The organism is Acaryochloris marina S15, assembly GCF_018336915.1.
Taxonomy (GTDB): Bacteria; Cyanobacteriota; Cyanobacteriia; order Thermosynechococcales; family Thermosynechococcaceae; genus Acaryochloris; species Acaryochloris marina_A.
In genome coordinates, this window is sequence record NZ_CP064923.1 from 1,159,559 (window position 1) to 1,180,128 (window position 20,570).

At 47.0% G+C, this 20,570-nt stretch carries 17 protein-coding genes and 4 pseudogenes; 13 read left to right on the top strand and 8 right to left on the bottom strand.

Features of this window, described 5'->3' with window-relative positions; translation table 11 throughout:
- The first annotated feature begins 444 nt into the window (after nucleotides 1-444).
- Both I1H34_RS06085 and I1H34_RS06090 read left to right on the top strand, forming a co-directional pair.
- Entirely contained in the window at nucleotides 445-1,254 is an 810-nt protein-coding gene (locus I1H34_RS06085) for a class I SAM-dependent methyltransferase (RefSeq protein ID WP_212664814.1), read from the top strand.
- 130 nt (nucleotides 1,255-1,384) lie between these two features.
- Nucleotides 1,385-2,701 carry a hypothetical protein gene (locus I1H34_RS06090; RefSeq protein ID WP_212666162.1) on the top strand — a complete coding sequence of 439 codons (1,317 nt, stop codon included), beginning with the start codon at nucleotides 1,385-1,387 and terminating at the stop codon, nucleotides 2,699-2,701.
- Here the strand turns inward: I1H34_RS06090 and I1H34_RS06095 are convergent.
- Complete coding sequence (locus I1H34_RS06095) at nucleotides 2,695-3,084, bottom strand: hypothetical protein (RefSeq protein WP_212664815.1); 390 nt, start codon at nucleotides 3,082-3,084, stop codon at nucleotides 2,695-2,697. The two genes, I1H34_RS06090 and I1H34_RS06095, sit on opposite strands and share 7 nt — an antisense overlap.
- Before the next feature lie 107 nt (nucleotides 3,085-3,191).
- Between I1H34_RS06095 and I1H34_RS06100 the strand changes: the two genes are divergently transcribed.
- From I1H34_RS06100 to I1H34_RS06115, 4 genes are all read left to right on the top strand, one after another.
- A complete protein-coding gene (locus tag I1H34_RS06100; RefSeq protein ID WP_212664816.1) occupies nucleotides 3,192-3,569 on the top strand; it encodes a VOC family protein in 378 nt (125 codons plus the stop codon).
- Between the two features lie 129 nt (nucleotides 3,570-3,698).
- A complete protein-coding gene (locus I1H34_RS06105) occupies nucleotides 3,699-4,307 on the top strand; it encodes a hypothetical protein (RefSeq protein ID WP_212664817.1) in 609 nt (202 codons plus the stop codon).
- A gap of 364 nt (nucleotides 4,308-4,671) precedes the next feature.
- Nucleotides 4,672-5,793, top strand: a complete 1,122-nt coding sequence (locus tag I1H34_RS06110) for a TIR domain-containing protein (protein ID WP_212664818.1) — start codon at nucleotides 4,672-4,674, stop codon at nucleotides 5,791-5,793.
- 5 nt (nucleotides 5,794-5,798) lie between these two features.
- Nucleotides 5,799-7,400 carry a tetratricopeptide repeat protein gene (locus I1H34_RS06115; protein ID WP_212664819.1) on the top strand — a complete coding sequence of 534 codons (1,602 nt, stop codon included), beginning with the start codon at nucleotides 5,799-5,801 and terminating at the stop codon, nucleotides 7,398-7,400.
- A gap of 134 nt (nucleotides 7,401-7,534) precedes the next feature.
- On the opposite strand, the pseudogene I1H34_RS06120 reads toward I1H34_RS06115, so the two are convergent.
- Nucleotides 7,535-7,726, bottom strand: a pseudogene (locus I1H34_RS06120) (penicillin-binding transpeptidase domain-containing protein); the annotation flags it as partial.
- 42 nt (nucleotides 7,727-7,768) lie between these two features.
- Between I1H34_RS06120 and I1H34_RS06125 the strand changes: the two are divergent.
- A pseudogene (locus tag I1H34_RS06125) lies at nucleotides 7,769-9,188 on the top strand (IS4 family transposase).
- A gap of 22 nt (nucleotides 9,189-9,210) precedes the next feature.
- Here I1H34_RS06125 and I1H34_RS06130 read toward each other — a convergent pair.
- Nucleotides 9,211-9,879 (bottom strand): annotated as a pseudogene (locus I1H34_RS06130) (penicillin-binding transpeptidase domain-containing protein); the annotation flags it as partial.
- 7 nt (nucleotides 9,880-9,886) lie between these two features.
- Between I1H34_RS06130 and I1H34_RS32030 the strand changes: the two are divergent.
- The 6 genes and pseudogenes from I1H34_RS32030 to I1H34_RS32720 all read left to right on the top strand — a co-directional run bounded on the left by I1H34_RS32030 (nucleotide 9,887) and on the right by I1H34_RS32720 (nucleotide 15,458).
- Nucleotides 9,887-10,108, top strand: coding sequence for a hypothetical protein (locus I1H34_RS32030; RefSeq protein WP_249369856.1), 222 nt, complete (start codon nucleotides 9,887-9,889; stop codon nucleotides 10,106-10,108).
- A gap of 130 nt (nucleotides 10,109-10,238) precedes the next feature.
- Nucleotides 10,239-10,877, top strand: a complete 639-nt coding sequence (locus I1H34_RS06140) for a TPM domain-containing protein (protein ID WP_212664822.1) — start codon at nucleotides 10,239-10,241, stop codon at nucleotides 10,875-10,877.
- 209 nt (nucleotides 10,878-11,086) lie between these two features.
- Nucleotides 11,087-12,760: pseudogene (locus I1H34_RS06145) on the top strand (TPM domain-containing protein).
- 220 nt (nucleotides 12,761-12,980) lie between these two features.
- Nucleotides 12,981-14,633, top strand: coding sequence for a TPM domain-containing protein (locus I1H34_RS06150; protein ID WP_212664823.1), 1,653 nt, complete (start codon nucleotides 12,981-12,983; stop codon nucleotides 14,631-14,633).
- A gap of 53 nt (nucleotides 14,634-14,686) precedes the next feature.
- Nucleotides 14,687-15,316, top strand: a complete 630-nt coding sequence (locus tag I1H34_RS32715; RefSeq protein WP_212664824.1) for a LemA family protein — start codon at nucleotides 14,687-14,689, stop codon at nucleotides 15,314-15,316.
- Entirely contained in the window at nucleotides 15,201-15,458 is a 258-nt protein-coding gene (locus I1H34_RS32720; protein ID WP_283250064.1) for a LemA family protein, read from the top strand. The genes I1H34_RS32715 and I1H34_RS32720 overlap by 116 nt, the downstream gene beginning before the upstream one ends.
- 72 nt (nucleotides 15,459-15,530) lie before the next feature.
- On the opposite strand, the gene I1H34_RS06165 is transcribed toward I1H34_RS32720, so the two are convergent.
- From I1H34_RS06165 to I1H34_RS06185, 5 genes are all read right to left on the bottom strand, one after another.
- Nucleotides 15,531-17,000: a sensor histidine kinase gene (locus I1H34_RS06165; RefSeq protein ID WP_212664825.1), complete on the bottom strand. Its 1,470-nt coding sequence runs from the start codon at nucleotides 16,998-17,000 to the stop codon at nucleotides 15,531-15,533.
- Between the two features lie 2 nt (nucleotides 17,001-17,002).
- Nucleotides 17,003-17,425, bottom strand: coding sequence for a response regulator (locus I1H34_RS06170; protein ID WP_212664826.1), 423 nt, complete (start codon nucleotides 17,423-17,425; stop codon nucleotides 17,003-17,005).
- Complete coding sequence (locus tag I1H34_RS06175) at nucleotides 17,388-19,358, bottom strand: PAS domain-containing sensor histidine kinase (protein WP_249369858.1); 1,971 nt, start codon at nucleotides 19,356-19,358, stop codon at nucleotides 17,388-17,390. The genes I1H34_RS06170 and I1H34_RS06175 overlap by 38 nt, the downstream gene beginning before the upstream one ends.
- 139 nt (nucleotides 19,359-19,497) lie before the next feature.
- Entirely contained in the window at nucleotides 19,498-20,004 is a 507-nt protein-coding gene (locus I1H34_RS06180; RefSeq protein WP_212662769.1) for a transposase, read from the bottom strand.
- Nucleotides 20,005-20,042: 38 nt separating this feature from the next.
- Nucleotides 20,043-20,561 (bottom strand): helix-turn-helix domain-containing protein, encoded by a 519-nt coding sequence (locus I1H34_RS06185; RefSeq protein WP_212662770.1) that lies wholly within the window; start codon nucleotides 20,559-20,561, stop codon nucleotides 20,043-20,045.
- Nucleotides 20,562-20,570: the final 9 nt, after the last annotated feature.

The window sequence follows — 20,570 nt, forward strand, 5'->3', positions numbered from 1 at the left end:
GAGATAGCAAAGACAAACCTCAACTTAGTGATGACACCGAACTTTTCCGATTCACAGCAATCACTTAAGGGAAAATAATGCAGAGTATAACCAATCGTTTACTGCTAGATTAGACGTCTTCAAGATGTCTGTAGTCTTGGCTGTTACTGACTAAAAATAGCGGAATAACACCCAGACTAGGTATCAAACAGTTCCTCAATGGTTAGATATAAAGCTCACCTGTTAATACCCATTAATTATAAAGACCGATTCGCCCAAATGCCCCATCAAACAGAGAAATTAGCGAATAAATATATCCCTTTCTTTCTGTCTAGAAATTAAAATACTTGAAGATCGCAATTTACTCTTGCAGTAAGAATTTGATCATAATCGAGCTCACAGACAGCTTTATCTTCGCCACGCTAGGCTAGAGACAGTATCCGCACCAGATATTTGGGAGACCATATGGCAGTGAAAACTAGCGTTTTTTCTCACGTCCTTTCACCTTCTACAAGGCGATATCGCATCTCTCGCCTCGTAACAGTGTTGGCAGGGCTATGGGTAATCGGTAGTGTCCTGTGGAGTCCAACGAGCCACTATGCAGAGGCTCTAGCAGGCGTTGCTTATACTGATCCCGCCATTTACCAAGAGAAGTCGGGATATAGCCTAGATGGAATTAATAAAGTCTATATGGGGCGAGAAATTGCCCAAGTCATGGGCCATCAAGGAGCTGGATGGCTAGAGCGATCGGGGCGGGCCAGCAGTGAACAGCCTCGACGCTTAGTGGAAGCCCTCAACTTAAGCCCTAAGGATGTGGTGGCTGATATTGGGGCTGGGACAGGTTACATGAGTTTTCGGATGACGCCCCTACTCCCGGAAGGCAAGGTGCTAGCCGTAGATCTCCAGCCAGAGATGGTGGAAATCCTCAACTATTTCAAGGAAGAACGCCAAATTGATAATTTAGAGGCAGTTTTGGGGGCCGAACAGAGCCCTAATTTGCCTGACAAGAGTGTCGATTTAGTACTGATGGTGGATGCCTATCACGAGTTTGCCTTTCCCAACGAAATGATGACCGGCATTGTTAAAGCTCTGAAGCCAGGGGGCAGAGTGGTATTAGCGGAGTATCGGGCTGAAAACCCGCTGGTGATGATTAAGCCGTTGCACAAGATGACGCAAAAGCAGGTCCGCAAAGAGATGCTAAACGTGGGCTTAGTGTGGCAAGAAACTAAGAATCTATTGCCCCAACAACATCTGATGTTTTTTGAGGCGGCTTAGGGTCTGATCTGGGGGTGCGATCGCAAACCCAGATCAGACCATCTCCACTGTTGAAGTGATCCCACTCATGACGTCTGAGAACGAACATGCCAAGATAGGGCTGAGAGTCGGGCATTGGAGTCCACCATTTATGCGTCTACAAGTTCAGGGTGTATGGGTCTGTATTGGGATCTTGCTAGGGGTACAATCAGCATCTGCCCAGTCTGCTATCCCCAATAGTTCTGTATCGGTTTTGCAGCAGGACGAAACTGCAAACGCTCCTAAACATCCTGGTGTTGCCAAACTGAGGGCGCAAGGTCCGGCCGGACTACACCGTTTTTTGAAAGACCATGCCCAGGAATTGAAATCTACGGCTGAACTGCCTGCTCCATTCCTAAGGAGACAGCTCGATGCCCTCTGCCAGCAGAGAGACTGCCATGCATCCCAGCTCTATTGGCATAGGAATTTTGCCAAAGCTCAAGCAGAAGCCAAGACCAGCAATAAACCCATATTGTCTTTGCGGTTATTGGGAAATTTGGATGAAGAACTGAGCTGTGCCAATAGCCGATTCTTCCGGGTGGCGCTGTATCCCAATGCCGAGGTTTCCCAATATTTACGCGAACGGTTTGTGCTGCATTGGGAGTCTGTCCGCCCTGCCCCGGTTATGACCATCGATTTTGGAGATGGTCGCCAACTCAAGCGCACCGTCACGGGCAACAGCATCCACTATGTGCTGGATGCCGAAGGTCGCCCCCTAGAAGCCTTACCTGGCCTCTATGGTCCCCAAGCCTTCCTGCAGCAATTACAGCGAGCTGACACTCTATGGCAGCAAACTGTAACCCTGACAGGGCAAGACCGCCAACAGGCCCTGCAAACCTATCATCAACAGCGACTGGAAACGATTCAAGCCGATTGGGTTCAAGATCTACAAACAGCGGGAATCAAAGATGTTCCGGTCCTGAGAAAGCTGCCAGATGGCACGACACCGACGGCAGTGGATGCTGCCCCCATTGCCATCACCAAGTCCCTGGTGGAGATTCCCTTAGTGTCTTCGTCTATGAATCTCTCTATTTTGGCCAACCAAAATCGCACCCAACTCAGCGAAGCCACTCAACCTCAGACCTGGGGGAAATTGGCGGCCTTCCAGGCCGATCGAGCACGGCTGGATCAGAATAGCAAAGTGCTAATGCAGAGCAAGAACAACGCCTACCGTTCCCCTGAGCAGTTGGCCAAAACGGTACAAAGCTTTGAGCAAGCGATGGCTATCGATACGGTCCGCAACGAGTATCTACTGCATTCGCGCCTGCATCAATGGTTTGTGGAGAGAAACCAAACAGAATCGATTTCACAACTGAATGAAAAGGTCTATGCCGAGTTATTTCTAACACCGAGTTCTGATCCCTGGTTGGGATTGGTATCACCGGATATCTACAGTGGAATTGAGGGGGATGGGATCGAGCTTCAGTAGTCTGCTTGAGACCGAGGCCACAGCATCGCCAACCCTCGCTGACCGTATCCAAGGATGGCCAAGACGGTCTGTCTCATGCTGCGAGGATGGAAGCCTGCCCAAGCATTAAAGCCTAGGCACACCATGGCGATGGTGAACAGAATATAGGTGGGAGCCATAATCACACCGATGATGAGCCAAGACAGATCGTGAAGCGCTAACAAGACTGCTGCCAAGCTAGAGAATCCAATACTGATGTGAATGGATCGAGGCGAATGGTCTCGGCTCACCTTATAAACGCTTAAGGCTGTGGACAAAATATTGATGGGGACTAGGGATGCACAAATGCCAACACAGTTGCATCGGGAGAAGTCGAGAAGAGCGTTAAAACTAAGCATGTTCATCGTTCTATCATGTTTAAGAGATCGATGCTGCGAATTGCAAAAGCTAAGCAATAATACTTAATCTGCGTTGATTCCCATAGTCCTAGATTTCGGTGAGGTAATCCCTGATGAGTTCGTCCCCAACCTTAGGCCCAATCCATCCCCTGGTTCCCGCTGGAGAGGATTTGGAGCCTGCGATTGCATTCTACGAACAGAAACTCGGATTCAAGGTCATCCACCGGGAAGGAGATCCCCTCAGACTGGCGGTGGTTCAACGGGATATGTCCGTCATCTATCTGTGCAAAAACAGCTATCAAAATTTGGGCAGTCCCACCAGCTTAAGAATCCAGGTCAACGATATTGACCAACTGTTTGCTGAGTATGAAGCGAAAGATGAAAGCATCGTCCGGGAAAAACTGGCAGTCAAACCCTGGGGACCGAAAGAATTTGTGGTTTATGACCCAGTCGGTGGTTGCTTAACATTTTTTGCCATGCCTGGTAATTAGCCTTCCTAAAAAGGGCTTGGCATACAAAGCAAGATGGACACACCTGAATCATGAGGTGTGGGGGCAAACCACCCGACATGCCGCAAGACTGAGTTAAACAAGCTAGATTTCTAGAGGTAACAGTGCTGCATGCTAGGTTTACCCTTCGTTCATTGGTTAGTCATCCTCAGTGTACTGATCAGTACAGCCGGTGCCTTCGCCTATATTCGCGACACCTTATCAGGTAAGACCCAGCCGAACCGGGTGTCCTGGTCCATGTGGGCCTTGTCCCCTCTGATTAGTACCGCAGCGGCATTGTCAGCAGGCGCTGATGGTTGGGCCACTCTTCGCATTTTTATTGCTGGCTTACTGCCCCTGCTGATCTTTTTCGCTTCATTCATCAACCAGCGCAGCTACTGGAAAATGGGGGTCTTTGACTTGAGCTGTGGTGCGTTCTCACTGCTGGCGGTGATTTTATGGGCTGCGATCGCATCTCCGCAACTGGCAATTCTCTGTGCCATCATCGGCGATATTTTTGCCTCTTTTCCGACGTTAATTAAGACCTGGAAATACCCAAACACCGAGACAGGCGCTATGTTTTTTGCCAGTCTCCTCAGCGTGTTATTGGTTCTGCCCTCAATTCCCGTGTGGAATATTGCGAATGCCGCCTTTCAGATTCACTTATTGATTATGAGTTCACTGCTGCTATTTGCTGTCTACCGCAAACCCATTCAGAGACGATTTCACTTTTCCAAATAATAGCTGTTTTACACCTTCCAGAATTATTGGTCCATTTTTCAAAATTTATATCGAATAATTCTTGAGTTTCCAGTAAGGGAAGGTCTCGATTCTCTTGCAAGCTTTTTCTGTGAATGTGAATACAAAACACTATTTTAAGAGTAGGTGAGTTACGTTCTTTATCAGGAACCAGAGCTATCAAGATGAGAAGTATAACGCTAACTCTATGGCATTTTTGACTAACAGATACAGTTTCTGAATGACTTAACCTCCCTCAACCGAGTTAAACTTATTCGAAGTGGAAAAGGCAAATCAAAATGTCGATTTATGCCACAATTTGGGACGCCATCGTTATGCGACGATGCAAGCTAGGATTCAGAATAAAATGACAAAACGTTTTCGCATCGCACTTTCATTTGCAGGAGAAAAAAGGGATTTTGTTGTCCGAATGGCGCATGTCCTTGCAGATCGCTTTAGCGCAGACCAAATTCTTTATGATAAGTTTCACGAAGGAGAATTTGCCTGTAGTAATCTCGCCTTTCATCTTCCCTCGCTTTACCAGAATGAAGCCGATCTGGTCGTTGCTATCCTGTGCAATAACTACAGCGAAAAAGAGTGGTGTGGCCTTGAGTGGAACGCTATATATAGTCTGATCAAACAGGGTAATGTAAAACAAGTCATGCTTTTACGCTTTGACAGGGTCGAACCTGCAGAATTGTTCGGTCTTGCTGGTTTTGTTGATCTGGATGATAAGACACCAGAAGAAACAGCTGCACTTATTCTCAGTCGCCTTGCGATTAATAAAGGGCAAAAGAAGGATTACTATCTTTCGACAAACTCTATAGATCTTGATTGGCCTGATGTCACCCCTGTGCTTGACTGGCCTGTGGCAAATCATCGTGAAGCGAAGCTTGCTTTTGCAAAGCTAATTACGCATAGAGCACCATTCAGAATACTTCCCATCTACGGTCCGACAGAAATAGGCAAGACTCACTTAACAAAGCAGTTTCTCCGACATGCATTTAAAATTCCGGGATTAACTTGCGGACGCCTAGACTTCAAAGGCTCTACAGACATAGACACAGAACTGCGGATTTTTGCACAGAACCTCAAGGTTGAGACCCCATCTGGTAGTGTTGTCAGTCAACTTTCTCAAATCTTTACTTCCCTCCAAAAGATAGCGCGTCCCACTCTCCTTATTTTCGACACGTTTGAGATGGCTGGAGAAGCAGAGAACTGGATGCAACAAAGTCTACTCCTCTCCATCATTCGCGAAACTTGGCTACGTGTTATCGTAGTTGGCCAACAACCATTGAAAGTGCATGGAGAACCCTGGGATGGAGCAAGTGCCTCACCCATAAAGCTTAGCGTACCTAATCCAGAAGAATGGTTTGAGTTCGGCCAGACTTACAAGCCGAACCTCACGCTTGAGTTTGTTCGCCAAGCTCATGATTACGCTGGCGGCAAGAGTGCGATACTTGCCCAACTGATAGGGCCTTCGGAGTAACCCCCATGAACTTCACTGAACAACTCCGTATTCTCAAAAATGCACAAGGTGACCCAGCAGCTCTCGTTCTTGCTAGTGTCGATATCGCCTATTTCACACTTACTGAGCCACAGCGTCAATCAATTAAACAGGCATTAATCGCTGCTGCTATCCCGCACTGGTGTGATTCCGACCTGCTTGTGGCTCTGCTGGACACAACACCTGATAAGGGAGACATCTTATTCGATTATTTGCGCAAACTCACAGTTATTGAACCCTTTCCTGCACGTGGAGAGAAAGCCATGAACGTTCACGAGTCTGCTCGCCTGACCTTGCGGGATTATTTGCGGAAGACAGACCCCGCTCGCTGGGTTCAACTTTCCACAAATGCCTGGAACTACTTAAACGAACACACTGAGACTCATGCTCGGATCGAAGCACTCTACCACTTGTTTGCGACCGATCAAATAGCTGCTGCAGCCGAATGCGAACTGCTAACTCAGGAAATCACACATTCTATGCAGCCTGAGAATACTACTGCACTCTCCCTTGCTCTGGAGGAACTAGCTAATGCCAGCTGGCTCAAAGGAGCAGCCCGAGTGGAAGCACTACTAGCCACTTTTGAAGTTCGTAGTTTGCGCGGAGACACTGCCCAACTGGAGGATCAAGCGCTTCAAGTTATGAATCTTGCTCATGCAACATCCCGTCAATCAGGAATTTCCCGGGCACAGTGCCTTCTAGGAGACATCTACCAAACAAAAGGACGACTGGATGATGCGCTCAAAGCATTCAATGAATACCTCTCTATCTGTCAGAATCTGACTTCAGCCGATCCGTCTAACGCAAAATGGCAGCGTGATCTCGGCGTCGCGTATGCGAGGACCGGAGACATCTACCAAACAAAAGGACGACTAGATGATGCGCTCAAGGCATTCAATGAATACCTTTCTATCTGTCAGAATCTGATTTCAGCCGATCCGTCTAACGCAGTATGGCGGCGTGATCTCGGCGTCGCGTATGCGAGGACCGGAGACATTTACCAAACAAAAGGACGACTAGATGATGCGCTCAAGGCATTCAATGAATACCTTTCTATCTGTCAGAATCTGATTTCAGCCGATCCATCTAACGTAAAATGGCAACGTGATCTCGGCTTCGCGTATGTGAGAACTGGAGACATCTACCAAACAACAGGACGATTGGATGATGCGCTCAAGGCATTCAATGAATATCTCTCTATCTTTCAGAATCTGACTTCAGCCGATCCGTCTAACGCAAAATGGCAGCGTGATCTCGGCGTCGCGTATTCGAGGACCGGAGACATCTACCAAACAATAGGACGACTGGATGATGCGCTCAAGGCATTCAATGAATACCTTTCTATCTTTCAGAACCTGACTTCAGCCGATCCGTCTAACGCAGTATGGCAGCGTGAACTCGGCGTCGCGTATTCGAGGATCGGAGACATCTACCAAACCCAAGGACGACTGGATGATGCACTCAAGGCATTCAATGAAGACCTCTCTATCTTTCAGAACCTGACTTCAGCCGATCCGTCTAACGCAGCATGGCAGCGTGAACTCGCTGTCGCGCATGCGAGGATCGGAGGCATCTATAAGGCCCTCTAATAGTATTACCTGTAGTTATAGAATCTGCGATTGAAGCTCTAATAAATAATCCAGACTAACGCCAGCTATAAACTCTCGCTTTTACTGTTGATGACAACAACAGGATGGATCGAATCAACAGGATGACAATCCATCTACAGCAGATTTAAAGCTTTCAAACTCCGACGGGTCACTTCTGCCCGAGCGGGTAAATCTTTCTGATCATTGATATCGAGATTGGTGGCAAAAAAATAGACATTATCATTTTGCTCTAAGTAACCGACATACCAACCAATGCCAGGCTGCAGTGCCCAACCCGTCTTCGCTCGGATGGTGTACTCAGGGGTTCAATGTCACTGACTTAAGAAAGCAGAAAAGGGCTGCAAGTCTTGATAGATATAGAATCAAGACTTGCAATCCATCAATAATCTGCCTTCTACTATGTCTGAGTCAGCCGAAATTCTCAAGCATCAGTTTTCCCAAAGCCTGGGATTGCCCTGGACGGATATTCTTCCCGCTTCAAGGCTGACCGACATCCTAGCAGAGGAATCAATCTCCTATCGCAACCGTGTGTATACGCCCATCGTTACGTTGTGGGCCATGCTCTACCAAGCATTATCTGCAGACAAAAGCTTGCGCAACACAGTCAAATGCATCACCACCTGGCTCACTGCCGCAGGACTCCAACCCCCATCATCAGATACAGGAGCCTACAGTAAAGCCCGAGGAAGATTACCTGAGTCCCTGCTGCAACGGTTAATTCCCGAAACTGCTAATCACATAGAGCAAAGCATTCCCCAAGAACACCACTGGTGTAATCGAACAGTGAAAGTCTATGACGGCACGACAGTGCTGATGGCTGATAGTGTGGCGAACCAAGGGGAGTATCCTCAACATGGCAATCAGGCTCCTGGCTGTGGATTCCCCATTGCCCGTTTAGTGGTGTTTTTTTGCTTAATCACAGGGGCAGTGGTCTCAGCCTGCATTGCCCCCTGGAGCATGAGTGAAATCGTCATCAGTCGGCTGCTTTATGAGGATCTGGAGGTTGATGATGTGGCCATAGCAGATCAAGCCTATGGCAGCTATGTTGATCTAGCCCTGATTCAACAACAAGGAGCCGATGGGGTTTTACGTAAACATCATGCCCGTCATACAGACTTCCGTAAAGGACGTAAGAACGGGATAGGAGACCACCAAGTTCAATGGCAAAAGCCCACACGGTGTCCCGCCCACATGAGTGCAACGGAGTTTGCAGAGATTCCCAAAACGTTGACAGTCAGGGAGGTATCGCTACGTCTATCGCGTCGAGGCTTTCGAGACCAGTTCATTATCGTCGTCACAACCTTACTGGATGCTCAGCGCTATAGTGCTAAACAATTGACTCGCTTGTACGGATGGCGATGGCAGGCGGCTGAAGTCAATTTGAGACACCTCAAAACCACCTTAAAGATGGAAATGCTCACAGCAAAGACACCTGAAATGGTGCGCAAGGATATTTGGTCTCATTTGCTAGGCTACAACTTATTGAGAAGTCTCATGGAACAGGCTGCCCCATGGGCAGAATATGACCGCTCTCGACTCTCTTTACAAGGGGCTCGACAACACTTTAATCAGATGCTGGTTTTGTTAGCAACGGCCACACAAGCTATACGTCAACGGTTGTATGCTCATCTGCTTGAAAATATTGCTACTGACCTTCTGCCTGTTCGACCCCATCGGCTCGAACCCAGGGTCGTTAAACGAAGACCTAAGCCCTTCCCCAGAATGCGACAACCGCGCTCTGTCCTCAAAGCCAATCTGGCTGCTTGATTAAGCTTATCTCAGTGCCATTGTACTCAGGGGTTTGCTCCACAATCATGATCTCTTTCACCGTTGCGATCGCCCGGTCTGAAAAAGGCAGTTCATTGCGATACAAACGCTGAAGGAATTGAATCTGTTCCTTGGGTGAGATCCGTAAATCCCCTGTTAGCCAAAAGGTATCAATGTCATCGGCTTCTCCAATTAATTGGTTGCCATAGCCCACCGTGGTTACCCACTGCTGCATCTGCTGAAAGCCAATGCGACGAGCTAACACCTGATAGAACCAGACCCCCGACACTTTAAAAGCCGTTTGCAGATTGAGGTCCCGATTCCAGGTGGGGATACTGCGTTCCACCCCATCCCAGGTCAAAATCGCCAGCTCATTGGCAATCACCCCTGTCTCTAACGCAATCAGAGAGTTGAGGATTTTAAAGGTAGACGCAGGCAAAAACGGCTGAGTATTGCGAGTCGAATTGTGCTGATAGGTTCGATTTCGTTTGAGGTCGTAAATCAGAATCGAGCCATTGACCTTTAGATCTTGAAAGGGTTGGGCCAGGGAAACATTCTGCTGAACCAATTTAGGGGTGGCTGCTGCCGATGGCTCACCCAGGGGGATGGCGGTTAAATATAGACTTGCGATCGCATATCCAAAACATCGGGCAACACAGTACCCTAGATTTTTATCGACATGATTAACCATATTCTCGATGACCTTCATTCAAACGGTTGTGGGGCTCGATCGGGGGGTGTTTATCGAGGTCGATGCCTTGACCACCTTTTTAGGTTGCTCATCACTCAGTAAACAAGAGTTAGACTACTGCAGGAACTATTGCTACATACTAGGTTTACCGACTCGGTTGGCCTTTGTATTCAAGGGGTTTCAGCCCTTCAATCCCACCTTGTTGATACTGCCGAAGGGTTTTGGCTAAAGTGGGGCGACTAATCTGACAATTCCCACCTAATTTTGCCGAATGATGGATTGAGTCTGGGGAACTCTAGGGGTATTCGAGCATTAGTGATCAGATGCTTCTTCTGCAATTCCTTAAAAACTCAATCTCTATGGTAGAAAGACGAGAATATTGCTGCCGTTCTCCACTGACTTTTCTTTTGGGTGTGGGATTCAGCCTGTTGCTATCGCTAGCGTTCCTGGCTCCGAGTCAGGCCATTCATTGGGCTGATATCCCTAATCCACGTCAAGACAATAATTGGGTTATGGATAAAGGGGACATCCTCAGCCTTGAGAGTGAAGCTAAGCTCAATCAGATGATCTCGGCCTTGGAAGCCAAGAACGGGATCGAGATGGTAGTGGTGACTGTGCCGGAGGTACATCCTTTGGGGGCCACCGAAGAGTTGGCTCAGGCGCTTTTCACCACTTGGAAATTGGGTAAGAGAGGGCAAAATAACGGCGTTATGTTATTGGCCTCTAAAAAGGAAGGTCGTGTAGCCATAGAAAAGGGATCTGGTTTACGGTCTGACCTGACTTATGAACAGGTAGATAACATTATTCAGACTCAGATCACTCCTCAGTTAGAGCGAGATAATTTTGATGCCGGTGTTGTCAATGGTGCTCAGGCCATGATCCAAATTCTTGAGAATAAAAGCGAAGACTCGATTTCTTTTTTCCAGATCGTGCTGCTGATGTTAGGGGCTGTAATTTGGGCCTATATCGCTAAAACCCTATGGAAAGTCTTTAGGTAATCCCTTGAATAGCCACCTTGATACAAAAATTCTGTCCAGTTGTATTGGAAGTTGGGGCGGTGCGAACAACGGAAGGTTTTGAAGAGAGGCTAGAGATGTTGGGTAAGGGTGAGTAGATGTTCAGAATGACGGGGCTCGTTTGGGGAGTGATAGGAATATCCAGACATAACTGTTTAAAGGTCTGATCAAGACTCTATTTTGAGAGAAATATGCTGCTCAATCGTATAAAACGTCGTAGACATCAACTGCTGATATCCCTTTTTACTCTGGTATGCGGCCTGCTACTATTTTTATCCTCACTGGCCCCAAGTCGGGCCATTCCCGTATCTGAAGTCCCTAATCCTCGCCAGAACAATAATTGGGTGACGGATATGGCCGATTTGCTTAGTCCTGACAGCGAGACCAAGCTAAATCAGATGATTACGGCATTGGAAGAGACCAATGGTGCTGAAATTGCAGTGGTGACGGTTCCCGATACTAAACCTTCCGCATCCCCCAAAGCGTTTGCGACAGAGCTATTTAACACTTGGGGGATTGGGGAAAAAGGCGTAGACAACGGTATCTTATTTCTGGTCTCGAAGTATGAACGTCGTACAGAAATCGAGACAGGGTAAGGCCTAGAATCCATTCTTCCTGATGCGAAGGTGGGCAATATTCTCCGTACCCAGGTCACCCCTCACTTTAAGCAAGGCAATTTTGATGCAGGTATCGTTAATGGAACTCAGGCGATTATCCAGGTTCTAGAAGGTGGAACGATTGCATCTCAAGCGCCCTTGCCAGAAGAGAGCTTGCAACCATCAACATCGCTAACAAAGAGAGGGAAACCAGTATTTTGGTTAGGCTATTTGGCTGTTATTACAGTTGTGGTCGTTACTGTGATGGGGATATTGAAATATGTGAATCAAAGAAAGACGCAAGTCTATCGGATTTCTCCTAGGGGGCGTACCACTTTGGCCTCTCATATATGGGTGTCTCTCTGGATTAAAAATCTTCGGAAATTATCCTTAGACGACTGTAGACAACGCCCCATCCAGCATGGTGTTGCCCTGAATTCAATCACGGTATTTAAAACTTGGTGGGCTTGCTATGGCGTATCAGCTGGACTGCTGCTAATGGCTGATTCCATGGATTTCGAAGTAGTTTGGTGGCTCATCTTCGCACTCTTTATAATGTATGAGCTGTGGTGCTGTTTTAGGCGTGATGTAAGCAGCACAAAAGCTAGCTATGACTTATTCATGTTGAATGTGTTTATTTTCCTATTTATAGGTGGGGGCTTCTTTTTTATAGGCTTAATCAATCCTTCTATTCCTAGAGTTCTTATGCTACCGTTCCTAAGCTTTTTCCCCTGTGTACTCCGGGGCATGAGATTGCTGCCTCCAAGTGGCACGGTGTTCATCAATGCGTGGCTTTTGATGATGATAGGTGGGATTCTCTTTATTTATCCTTTTCTTTCTATCTTGCTGATACTGCCGTTTCTATATGCTTGTGCGGGTGCACTACGGTCAATGAGATTGTTATCCCAAAAGAAGACGATATGCCAGTGTCAGTCTTGTGGTGATGCGATGCAATGGATTGATGAAGACTGTCTTCGACACAATCTGGAAGCATCCTTGTTTTCGAACCGATTCGAATGCCATGAAGGCTGGCAATGTCTCACCTGTGGTCCATCAACTGTGCATATGTTTTCAGAACATTTCCCATTGATCACTCACCGGTATAGCGATAAATGGAGCAAGATCGGTTATCGTTCATCTCACTCTCATAGTAGCAGTAGCTACAGCAGTGGCAGTAGCTATAGCAGCAGCGACTATGGTGGTAGTAGCAGAGGGAGTGACTTTGGTGGGGGCAGCAGTGGTGGCGGAGGAGCTGGAGAGAGCTGGTAACTGTCCTCTTCTGAATCGGTTTCGACTTTTGAAGTTCACGTTAGCATTCTCTGCTGTTTGCACTGACTACACATTCCCTATCACTTTTGGGGATGAATTGTGGTGGGTTATGGCGCAAAAGGATAACTGTTCATCCTGCCAAGTGTCCTTTTGGGAACACTAGATATCTCTAGTGATGACTGCACCAAAGCCTTAGTCCAAACCTAAGCTGAATCTAAATATGTTTCTCACCAGACTAAAAAAGCGAGAAAGTTCGCTGCTGACATTCATCTTGGCGTTGAGTTTCAGCCTATTTCTTTCGATATCTTCCCTAACACCGAGTCGGGCCATTCCCGTATCTGAAGTACCTAATCCACGCCAGGACAACCATTGGGTTATGGATAGTGCGGATATCCTCAGTCAGGAGAGTGAAGCAAAGCTGAACCAAATCATTGTTGCCAAGGCCAAGCACAGCTTTGAAGTGATAGTGGTAACAGTGCCGGATATAAAGCCCTCAGCTTCGTTAGAGGAGTTTGCAGCATCGCTTTTTGAAACGTGGGAAATTGGTAAGCATAGGTTCAACAACGGCATTTTATTGCTGATATCTAAGGATGATCTTCGTGCAGAAATCCAAAGAGGAGAAGGGGTACAGCTCATCCTCCCTGATGCAAGGGTGGACAACATTATTCAGACCCAGATCAATCCCTACTTAGAGCAGCGTGAATTTGATGAGGGTATTGTCAATGGCACCCAGACAGTGCTTCAGATTCTTGAAAACGAAATCCAAAAATATCGGCAAGAAAGGACATTAGAGGACTACGGAACACCCCTGTCGTACCTACCCGATCCTTTCATGCTGGAGATGGAGATAGCGATACGGGATATGGCTTGGTTCTTGATCACTTCAGTTCTGTCGAGTATTGCTATTGCTGTATTGGTCATGACTCCAGCGGTTGTGTTGATGAGTCTATTCCGTAAAAGTCAAGTTCTGCAGCTGTCTCCAGTGGGTCGGACAACCTTATTCAAGCAAGGTAGTAGATTGCGACTGATGTGGGGATCGATAACGTATTGGTTACTTACAGGCTATGCATCAGTTTATCCAGAACAACCGACCTCCATCTACAAGGGAATGCACTTTACTAACCCACTCATTCAAAGTTGGTGGATTCTCTTTGGTCTATATTCAGCGGTAGGGGTGACGTGGTCTTTTGTCCATCCAGTCCAAATGAATCAATTCCAAGGATTTTTGCTGTGCTGGCTTGGGGTTTGGTTGGGGTATGAACTTTGGTACTGCGTGAAACACAAAGACCCCAGGGGAAGCGAAGCTATGCTTCTTTTTCGTGGGCTGTTCCGCAGTAGTTTGGTCGCTTTTACTTTAGTGCTGATTGTGGCACGGGTCTTCAAAGTTCCTGGTTTCGAGACTGCATTAATCTTCTACCTCATCACTGCTTTTAGTGGTGCTTGGGCAGGGATGTTACTCCTGTTGCGATCGCTGACTCGTTACACGGAGGTACGGTGCCAGTCCTGTCATGGTTTGATGCAATGTCTAGATTCTAAAACCGTAGATAGCTATCTAAAACCAGCAGAAACAGCAGCCAAAATGCTTAAAAGTACTCGCTATGTGGGTTGGGAATGTCCAACGTGTAGCTTTGTTCACCCAGAGAGCGACTTCAACATTCGTCTATTTCACGAAGTTGTGAAATCCGAAAAGTTTGGACATTGTAGTGAATGTGAGGCCTATGTTGTGCGTCAAACGATTCAGGTTCTTCGACGTCCAAGATGGTTCACTGATGGGGAAACGCTAATTACAAGTCGATGTGTTTGCTGCGATCAGACCTCTGAATCTCACACGAATACTCCCTCCGAGTTCTATCAATTAATGAATCGGTATTAGTTCGTAGCTATCTTTTGTCTAGATTTTTCTGAAAAGCCTTACCTTGAGTGCTTATGAATTCCAATAACATCATTCCTGAAGACTGGGTGCCGATTGTTTTAGAAAAAGTAGGCCAACTGTATCTCCAAGAAACGGAGGCAGATGGTTTTTCTCTCGAACAACTGATGGGTGCGGGTTCTGAGGCCCAAATCCCGCCAGAGCTGATTCAGCAGGCTTACCAACAGCTTCAGCAAGAGCAAGCAGAAGCCAAGCAACGTCAGGCCACTCGGCGGCAACAACTGAAGTTGGGAGGTGCGATCGCAACTACCGTAACCCTACTCGGAACACTGTGGTTCGGAGGGACCTACAACCATCTCAACGCTGCTAAGTCCACGGTTGAGGGCAAATGGGCACAGGTCGAAAACCAACTCCAGCGCCGTGCCGACCTTATTCCTCAACTCACCCAGATGGCCCAGTCCTACGCCAGCACTGAGAAGGAAATGATACAGGAGCTGACCCGCGCCCGGGCTTTCCCAGGCAGAGACGATGGCGCAGCAACAAGCGGCAAATGGGGCGATGCAGGATGCGATAGTCTCCGACCGGCCTGCGGCCATCGCAAACTTCCAAACCATCGCCACTCGCAATCCCTCTCTCCAGTCCAGCGAATTATTTATCAACCTCCAGTACGAAATTGCTGGGACTGAAAATCGCATCGCCACCGAACGTATGCGCTACAACCAAGCCGTCCAAGCCCACAACCAGTCATTGCAAGCATTTCCCACCATACTCGTGGCCAAGAATATGGATTTCAAACCCCATTCTTATTTCCAACGCCATGCTCAGTAAGCATCCAAAAGGCGATGACATCAGTACTGAATTAGATCATGGGAAATGGCCGTTTCGATGGCATTGATGGGGTCAAATATCACAACTACTAGGCAAAGAAAAGAAAAAGGTTGACCCTTGACCTTCTTGTGAGTCCACCCAAATTTGCCCCCCATGTCGTTCAATAATTTTCTTGCAAATAGCCAAACCAATCCCTGTGCCCGTGTACGTATTTCGATTGTGTAAACGCTGGAAAATTACAAAAATCCGTTCAGAAAATTGAGGATCAATGCCAATTCCATTGTCTTTAATGGCGATTGTCCAAGTCCCATGTGCTTGAGTGATGCCAATATGAATTTTAGGAACCTCAGCTTGGCAATATTTAATAGCGTTAGAAAGCAGGTTCTGAAAGAGCTGTTGTATTTGTATGGGATTCGCCAAAACAGTAGGCAAAGGATCCATTGAAATAATCACACCTCTGGCCTCTATCAGCGTTTCTAAATCCGATGTCACTTGCTGTAAGAGAATCTCAAGATTGGTTTCCTGGACATTAAACTCAGCTTGACTGATCCGAGAATAGCTCAATAGATCATCAATTAACCCTTGCAAGCGGATGGCCCCATTGGTGATGTAGCTGATATATCGATCGGCTACATCATCCAATTGATCTTGATATCGTTCGGAGAGTAATTCAGCAAAACTCCTAATCTTGCGCAATGGCTCTTGTAAGTCGTGGGAGGCGACATAGGCAAATTGTCCCAGTTCTTGATTCGAAAAAAGGAGATCAGCATTTAACTGCTTCAGTTGCTGTTCCGTCTGTTTGCGCTGAGTGATATCGCGGCAAACAGAAACTATCGTCCCATCCTCTGTGAGGGTCAAAGAAATTTCTTGAGCAAAGGTAGACCCATCTTTTCGAATGGCTATCGCCTCTCCTCGCCATGACTGTTCCTGGGCTAATAAGGGAAATATCTCGTTCTCAAGCCGCTTTACGTCTTCAGCAATATATAAAGAGTGCCAGGATTTACCCACTAGTTCAGTCGAATCTTCATAGCCAAATAGCTCAAGGTAAGCATGATTCAGATAGAGATAGGTGCCCGCTTTCACAATTGCAATGCCATCAATGACGGCTTCTATTGCAGCCTGTTGTTGCTTTAAAATAACCTCAGCATCGCGATGCTCCTGACGAACTTTGGCATCTCGAACTTCACGCCGAATGGCCTCAGCCAATCGGGTCAGATTATCCTTCATGAAGTAATCGTGGGCCCCCGCTTTCATCATTTCTACGGCTGCCGCTTCACCGATAGCTCCCGAAATAACAATAAAAGGAATATCAAGATCAGATTTTTGAACCATTTCCAGGGCTGCAGGCGCATCAAAGCCTGGCAAATGATAATCTGCAATGATCACATCCCAAGTCTGATCCTTTAGCAGAGCACAAAAAGACTCAACCGTTTGCACTCGTTGCCAATCGAGACGAAGATGACTGGATTTTAAGGCGCGAATGGCTAAGAGCGCATCATCTTCTGAATCTTCAATGAGAAGAACCTGGAGAGACTCACCCACCGTCATAAATCCTTCGGTAACGTCTCATTGATTAGCAACCAATACAACCCTAACTGGGATACAGCATCGGTAAATTGCTCAAAGTCCACAGGCTTGCGCACATAGCTATTGGCCTTGAGTTGATAGCTTTCAATAATGTCCCGTTGTTCGCTAGAAGAGGTAAGAATTACCACAGGTAAAAGTTCCATACGCTGGTCGGAACGAATGCGTTGCAATACCTCTAACCCATCAATTTTGGGTAACTTTAAATCCAGCAATATTAGACTTGGCAGCGGATCCGCCGCAAAGAGGACCTCCAAAGCTTCTGCGCCATCTCGGGCAATGATAATTGGATTGGTTACCTTGCTCCGTTTCAAAGCCCGTAGCGTAAGCTGCTCGTCATCTGGATTATCCTCCACTAACAAGATGGGACGAGGTAGGACCATGATCTTTATTCCTATAGTGAGAATGTGAACTGGGAACGGTGAAGTAAAAAGTAGCACCTTGCTCTGGAGCGGCTTCTGCCCAAACGGTTCCGCCATGACGATGAACAGCCCGTTGCACCGAGGCGAGTCCAATCCCAGTTCCTGGGAATTCATGGGTACTATGTAACCGCTGGAAAACACCAAAAAGCTTCTGAGCATAAGTCATATCAAATCCTGCTCCATCATCTCGGACAAAGTAGGTCAGTTCACCCTTGTGATTACCCAAGCCAAACTCAATATGAGCAGTGGCATGGTGATGGGTAAACTTCCAGGCATTCTGGAGTAGATTTGTGAGGATAACTCGCATCAATGTGGCATCAGCAGAGATAGCCTCATCCGGCATAATCTGAACATTCACTTGCCGTTCTGGTTCTGCTGCTTGCAGTTGGTCTATTACCTCTTGCGCCAAAGTACTGAGGTTGACAGAAGTATAGTGAATTTGTGAGCGGGAGACCCGTGATAAATCGAGTAAGCCATCGATCAGTTGACTCATGCGAGTCACATTATTCCGAATGCGATCGAAGTAGTCATTCGCTTCATCATTAAAGAGATCCTCATAATCTTCGAGGAGTGCGCGACTAAAACCATCTATGGCTCGGAGGGGGGCTCGTAAGTCGTGAGAAACAGAGTAGGCAAACGCTTCCAATTCTCGGTTAGAAGCTTCTAGTTGGGCTGCATACTGCCTGCTTTGTTCTTCAGCTAGTATGCGATCACTGAGGTCTACATGACAGCCAATCATCCTCAGGGGCTGTCCGACTGCATTCCACTCGATCACTTGCCCAGAACTAATGATCCATACCGTTGAACCATCTTTATGACGGTATCGACCTTCATGATAGAAAGGCGTTTCACCTCGACTCTGGAAATGGTTGTCCAGACACTCCAACATCACCGGCAAGTCTTCTGAAAAGATTAGGCTCTGCCTGCTTTCAGGGGTATTTGGCAATTCGTGATCCTGATAGCCCAGCATTCGTTTAAATCCAGGGCTGAGGTATTCATGATGCCTCGGAATATCCCAATCCCAATATCCTGCAAGAACATCATCGAGAATCTGCTCTAATAACGTGAGTTCTTTGCGAATGTTCTCTGCTTGCAGTCGTTCAGCTTCAGCTTGTTTGCGCTCACTAATATCATGGTGCATCCCAGCCATGCGCAGAGGTTGGCCCTGGGCATCCCATTCCACAACCTTTCCCATCGCGGCAATCCATTTCCATTGTCCTGATTTAGCGAGCACTCGGTAATCAAAGACATAGGACACTGAACGATCTTGCAAGTGGGCTTTGAGCAGATCGATCACCCAAGGCAGATCTTCAGGATGGACCAAGCGCTCCCAAGTTTCATACGAGGCTGGCATTTCTCCATCCTCAAACCCCAACATCTGATAAAAGAGTGGGCTCCAATACATATCTCCCGAGAGGATCCGCCAATCCCACCAACCGTCTCCAGAAGCCTCTAATGCGAACTCTAGTTGTTCCTGACTCTGCCTGAGGGATTGATTGGTAATTCGTAGTTCTTTAGTCCGTTTTTGAACACGCTGTTCTAACTCTGTATTGACCTGCTGCAACTGGGCTTCCAGCCGTTTTCGATCGGTAATATCTCGCCAGCTCGAACGGCTATATAAGACATTCCCAGCCTCATCTCGGACGGCTCGGACATTGAGGCTAACGTCTAACTTGCTGCCATCTTTGCGTTGGAGTTGTAGCTGAGCATCCTGAACCTCCCCTGTGGCGACAAAAGTCTGAAATGCGAATTCTACTTGGGAGTGACAATCTGGATGATAAACATCAAATATTGACCGATCTATCAGTTCATTTTTACCTAAATCTAATACATCACATAAGGTTTGATTGCATTGCAAAATCTTACTAGTGTGGGCGTCTACAGATACATACATATCTGGAGCATTTTCATAAAGATCCTGGTAGCTCGCTTCCGAAATTTTCAATTTTGCGAATGCTTTTTCCAGTTGATTTGTCCGTTCATGAACGAGTTGCTCTAGGCCAAGATTTAAGTGCTTTATACCAATTTGCGTTTTAAATCGTAATTCTCATATGAGGAAAATTGGTCATAGAAGTCAGCCTATCGGGTAAATCCATGAGTTCTTTGAGTCCCTTGCACAAGGTATCGGATACCTCATCTAAAGAATCAAAAACCTGATTGTAGAAGTGCTTTTCTTTCACCTCCTCCCAGATATGCTCTACAGCATTGAGTTGTGGACTTCGAGGAGGCTGAACAATCAAGCGTATATTGTCTGGAATGACGAGCTTCTTTCCGGTGTGGTAAGACGCTCCATCGACCTGCATCACCACAAAATAGTCTGAAAATTCATCCGCCACTTGTGCTAGGAATAAGTTCATCATCTGAGTATTGGAAAAGGGTAAGACTAAAGCACTCATCTTTCCTAACGCAGGAGCAACAGCAACATAGCCATAGAGATATTCACGGACAAGCTGCTGCCCACTTTCGGGTCGAATTCCAGGAGCACACCAAGCTCTTCTTACTTGCCCTAGACGACCAAAGCGCCCTTCGTCTGCTGCCATGATCACAATGGGACGTTGGTCTTCAGCTGAGCGATCTGCTACAGCGGTTTGGACCAGCCCCCGAAAGTTTTTTTAAAAGCCTCTCGTGCCGCTTTGTTTCCATTGGGATGGGACGGACGAGGCATGAGTTTGCGCCATCCGTGTCGGTCTAGCAAACGATAGATAGTACTGGGTGCCACTGACGTCTCCACTTTAGTCTCAAAGGCCGTTTGGATCTCTTGAACCGTTGTTAAATGACCTTGTTGAGCACGTTCAATAAACGATTCTAAAAATTCAATCTCTTCTTCGATACTCAGATAAGCACCGGGATTCTTCTTCCGTTTAGCCCTAGGAGCAATTGCTGCTGCTCCTAGGCGATTGTAAGCGGAAATCACCTGATGGACCGTTCGAAGACTAGTAGCAGTATGCGTGGCTATTTCGATAGCTGGGCGAGGATCTACCAGGGCGTTATAAATAATCATCCATTTTTGCTGACAGCGGGCAGTCGGAGCCGTAGCAATTTTGTCTTTCACCTCATCCACTGTTAGATGCGGTTTAACTGTACTAACTCGACTCATATACTTATG

What these genes read in the sequence shown, in the direction of transcription:
- I1H34_RS32030 (WP_249369856.1), top strand. Translation starts at nt 9,887, where the DNA reads ATGACCTTCATTCAAACGGTTGTGGGGCTCGATCGGGGGGTGTTTATC.
- I1H34_RS06085 (WP_212664814.1), top strand. Translation starts at nt 445, where the DNA reads ATGGCAGTGAAAACTAGCGTTTTTTCTCACGTCCTTTCACCTTCTACA.
- I1H34_RS06185 (WP_212662770.1), bottom strand. Translation starts at nt 20,561, where the DNA reads ATGAGTCGAGTTAGTACAGTTAAACCGCATCTAACAGTGGATGAGGTG.
- I1H34_RS06110 (WP_212664818.1), top strand. Translation starts at nt 4,672, where the DNA reads ATGACAAAACGTTTTCGCATCGCACTTTCATTTGCAGGAGAAAAAAGG.
- I1H34_RS06090 (WP_212666162.1), top strand. Translation starts at nt 1,385, where the DNA reads ATGCGTCTACAAGTTCAGGGTGTATGGGTCTGTATTGGGATCTTGCTA.
- I1H34_RS06150 (WP_212664823.1), top strand. Translation starts at nt 12,981, where the DNA reads ATGTTTCTCACCAGACTAAAAAAGCGAGAAAGTTCGCTGCTGACATTC.
- I1H34_RS06105 (WP_212664817.1), top strand. Translation starts at nt 3,699, where the DNA reads ATGCTAGGTTTACCCTTCGTTCATTGGTTAGTCATCCTCAGTGTACTG.
- I1H34_RS06115 (WP_212664819.1), top strand. Translation starts at nt 5,799, where the DNA reads ATGAACTTCACTGAACAACTCCGTATTCTCAAAAATGCACAAGGTGAC.
- I1H34_RS06095 (WP_212664815.1), bottom strand. Translation starts at nt 3,084, where the DNA reads ATGAACATGCTTAGTTTTAACGCTCTTCTCGACTTCTCCCGATGCAAC.
- I1H34_RS06140 (WP_212664822.1), top strand. Translation starts at nt 10,239, where the DNA reads ATGGTAGAAAGACGAGAATATTGCTGCCGTTCTCCACTGACTTTTCTT.
- I1H34_RS06175 (WP_249369858.1), bottom strand. Translation starts at nt 19,358, where the DNA reads ATGTATGTATCTGTAGACGCCCACACTAGTAAGATTTTGCAATGCAAT.
- I1H34_RS06180 (WP_212662769.1), bottom strand. Translation starts at nt 20,004, where the DNA reads ATGGCAGCAGACGAAGGGCGCTTTGGTCGTCTAGGGCAAGTAAGAAGA.
- I1H34_RS06170 (WP_212664826.1), bottom strand. Translation starts at nt 17,425, where the DNA reads ATGGTCCTACCTCGTCCCATCTTGTTAGTGGAGGATAATCCAGATGAC.
- I1H34_RS06100 (WP_212664816.1), top strand. Translation starts at nt 3,192, where the DNA reads ATGAGTTCGTCCCCAACCTTAGGCCCAATCCATCCCCTGGTTCCCGCT.
- I1H34_RS32715 (WP_212664824.1), top strand. Translation starts at nt 14,687, where the DNA reads ATGAATTCCAATAACATCATTCCTGAAGACTGGGTGCCGATTGTTTTA.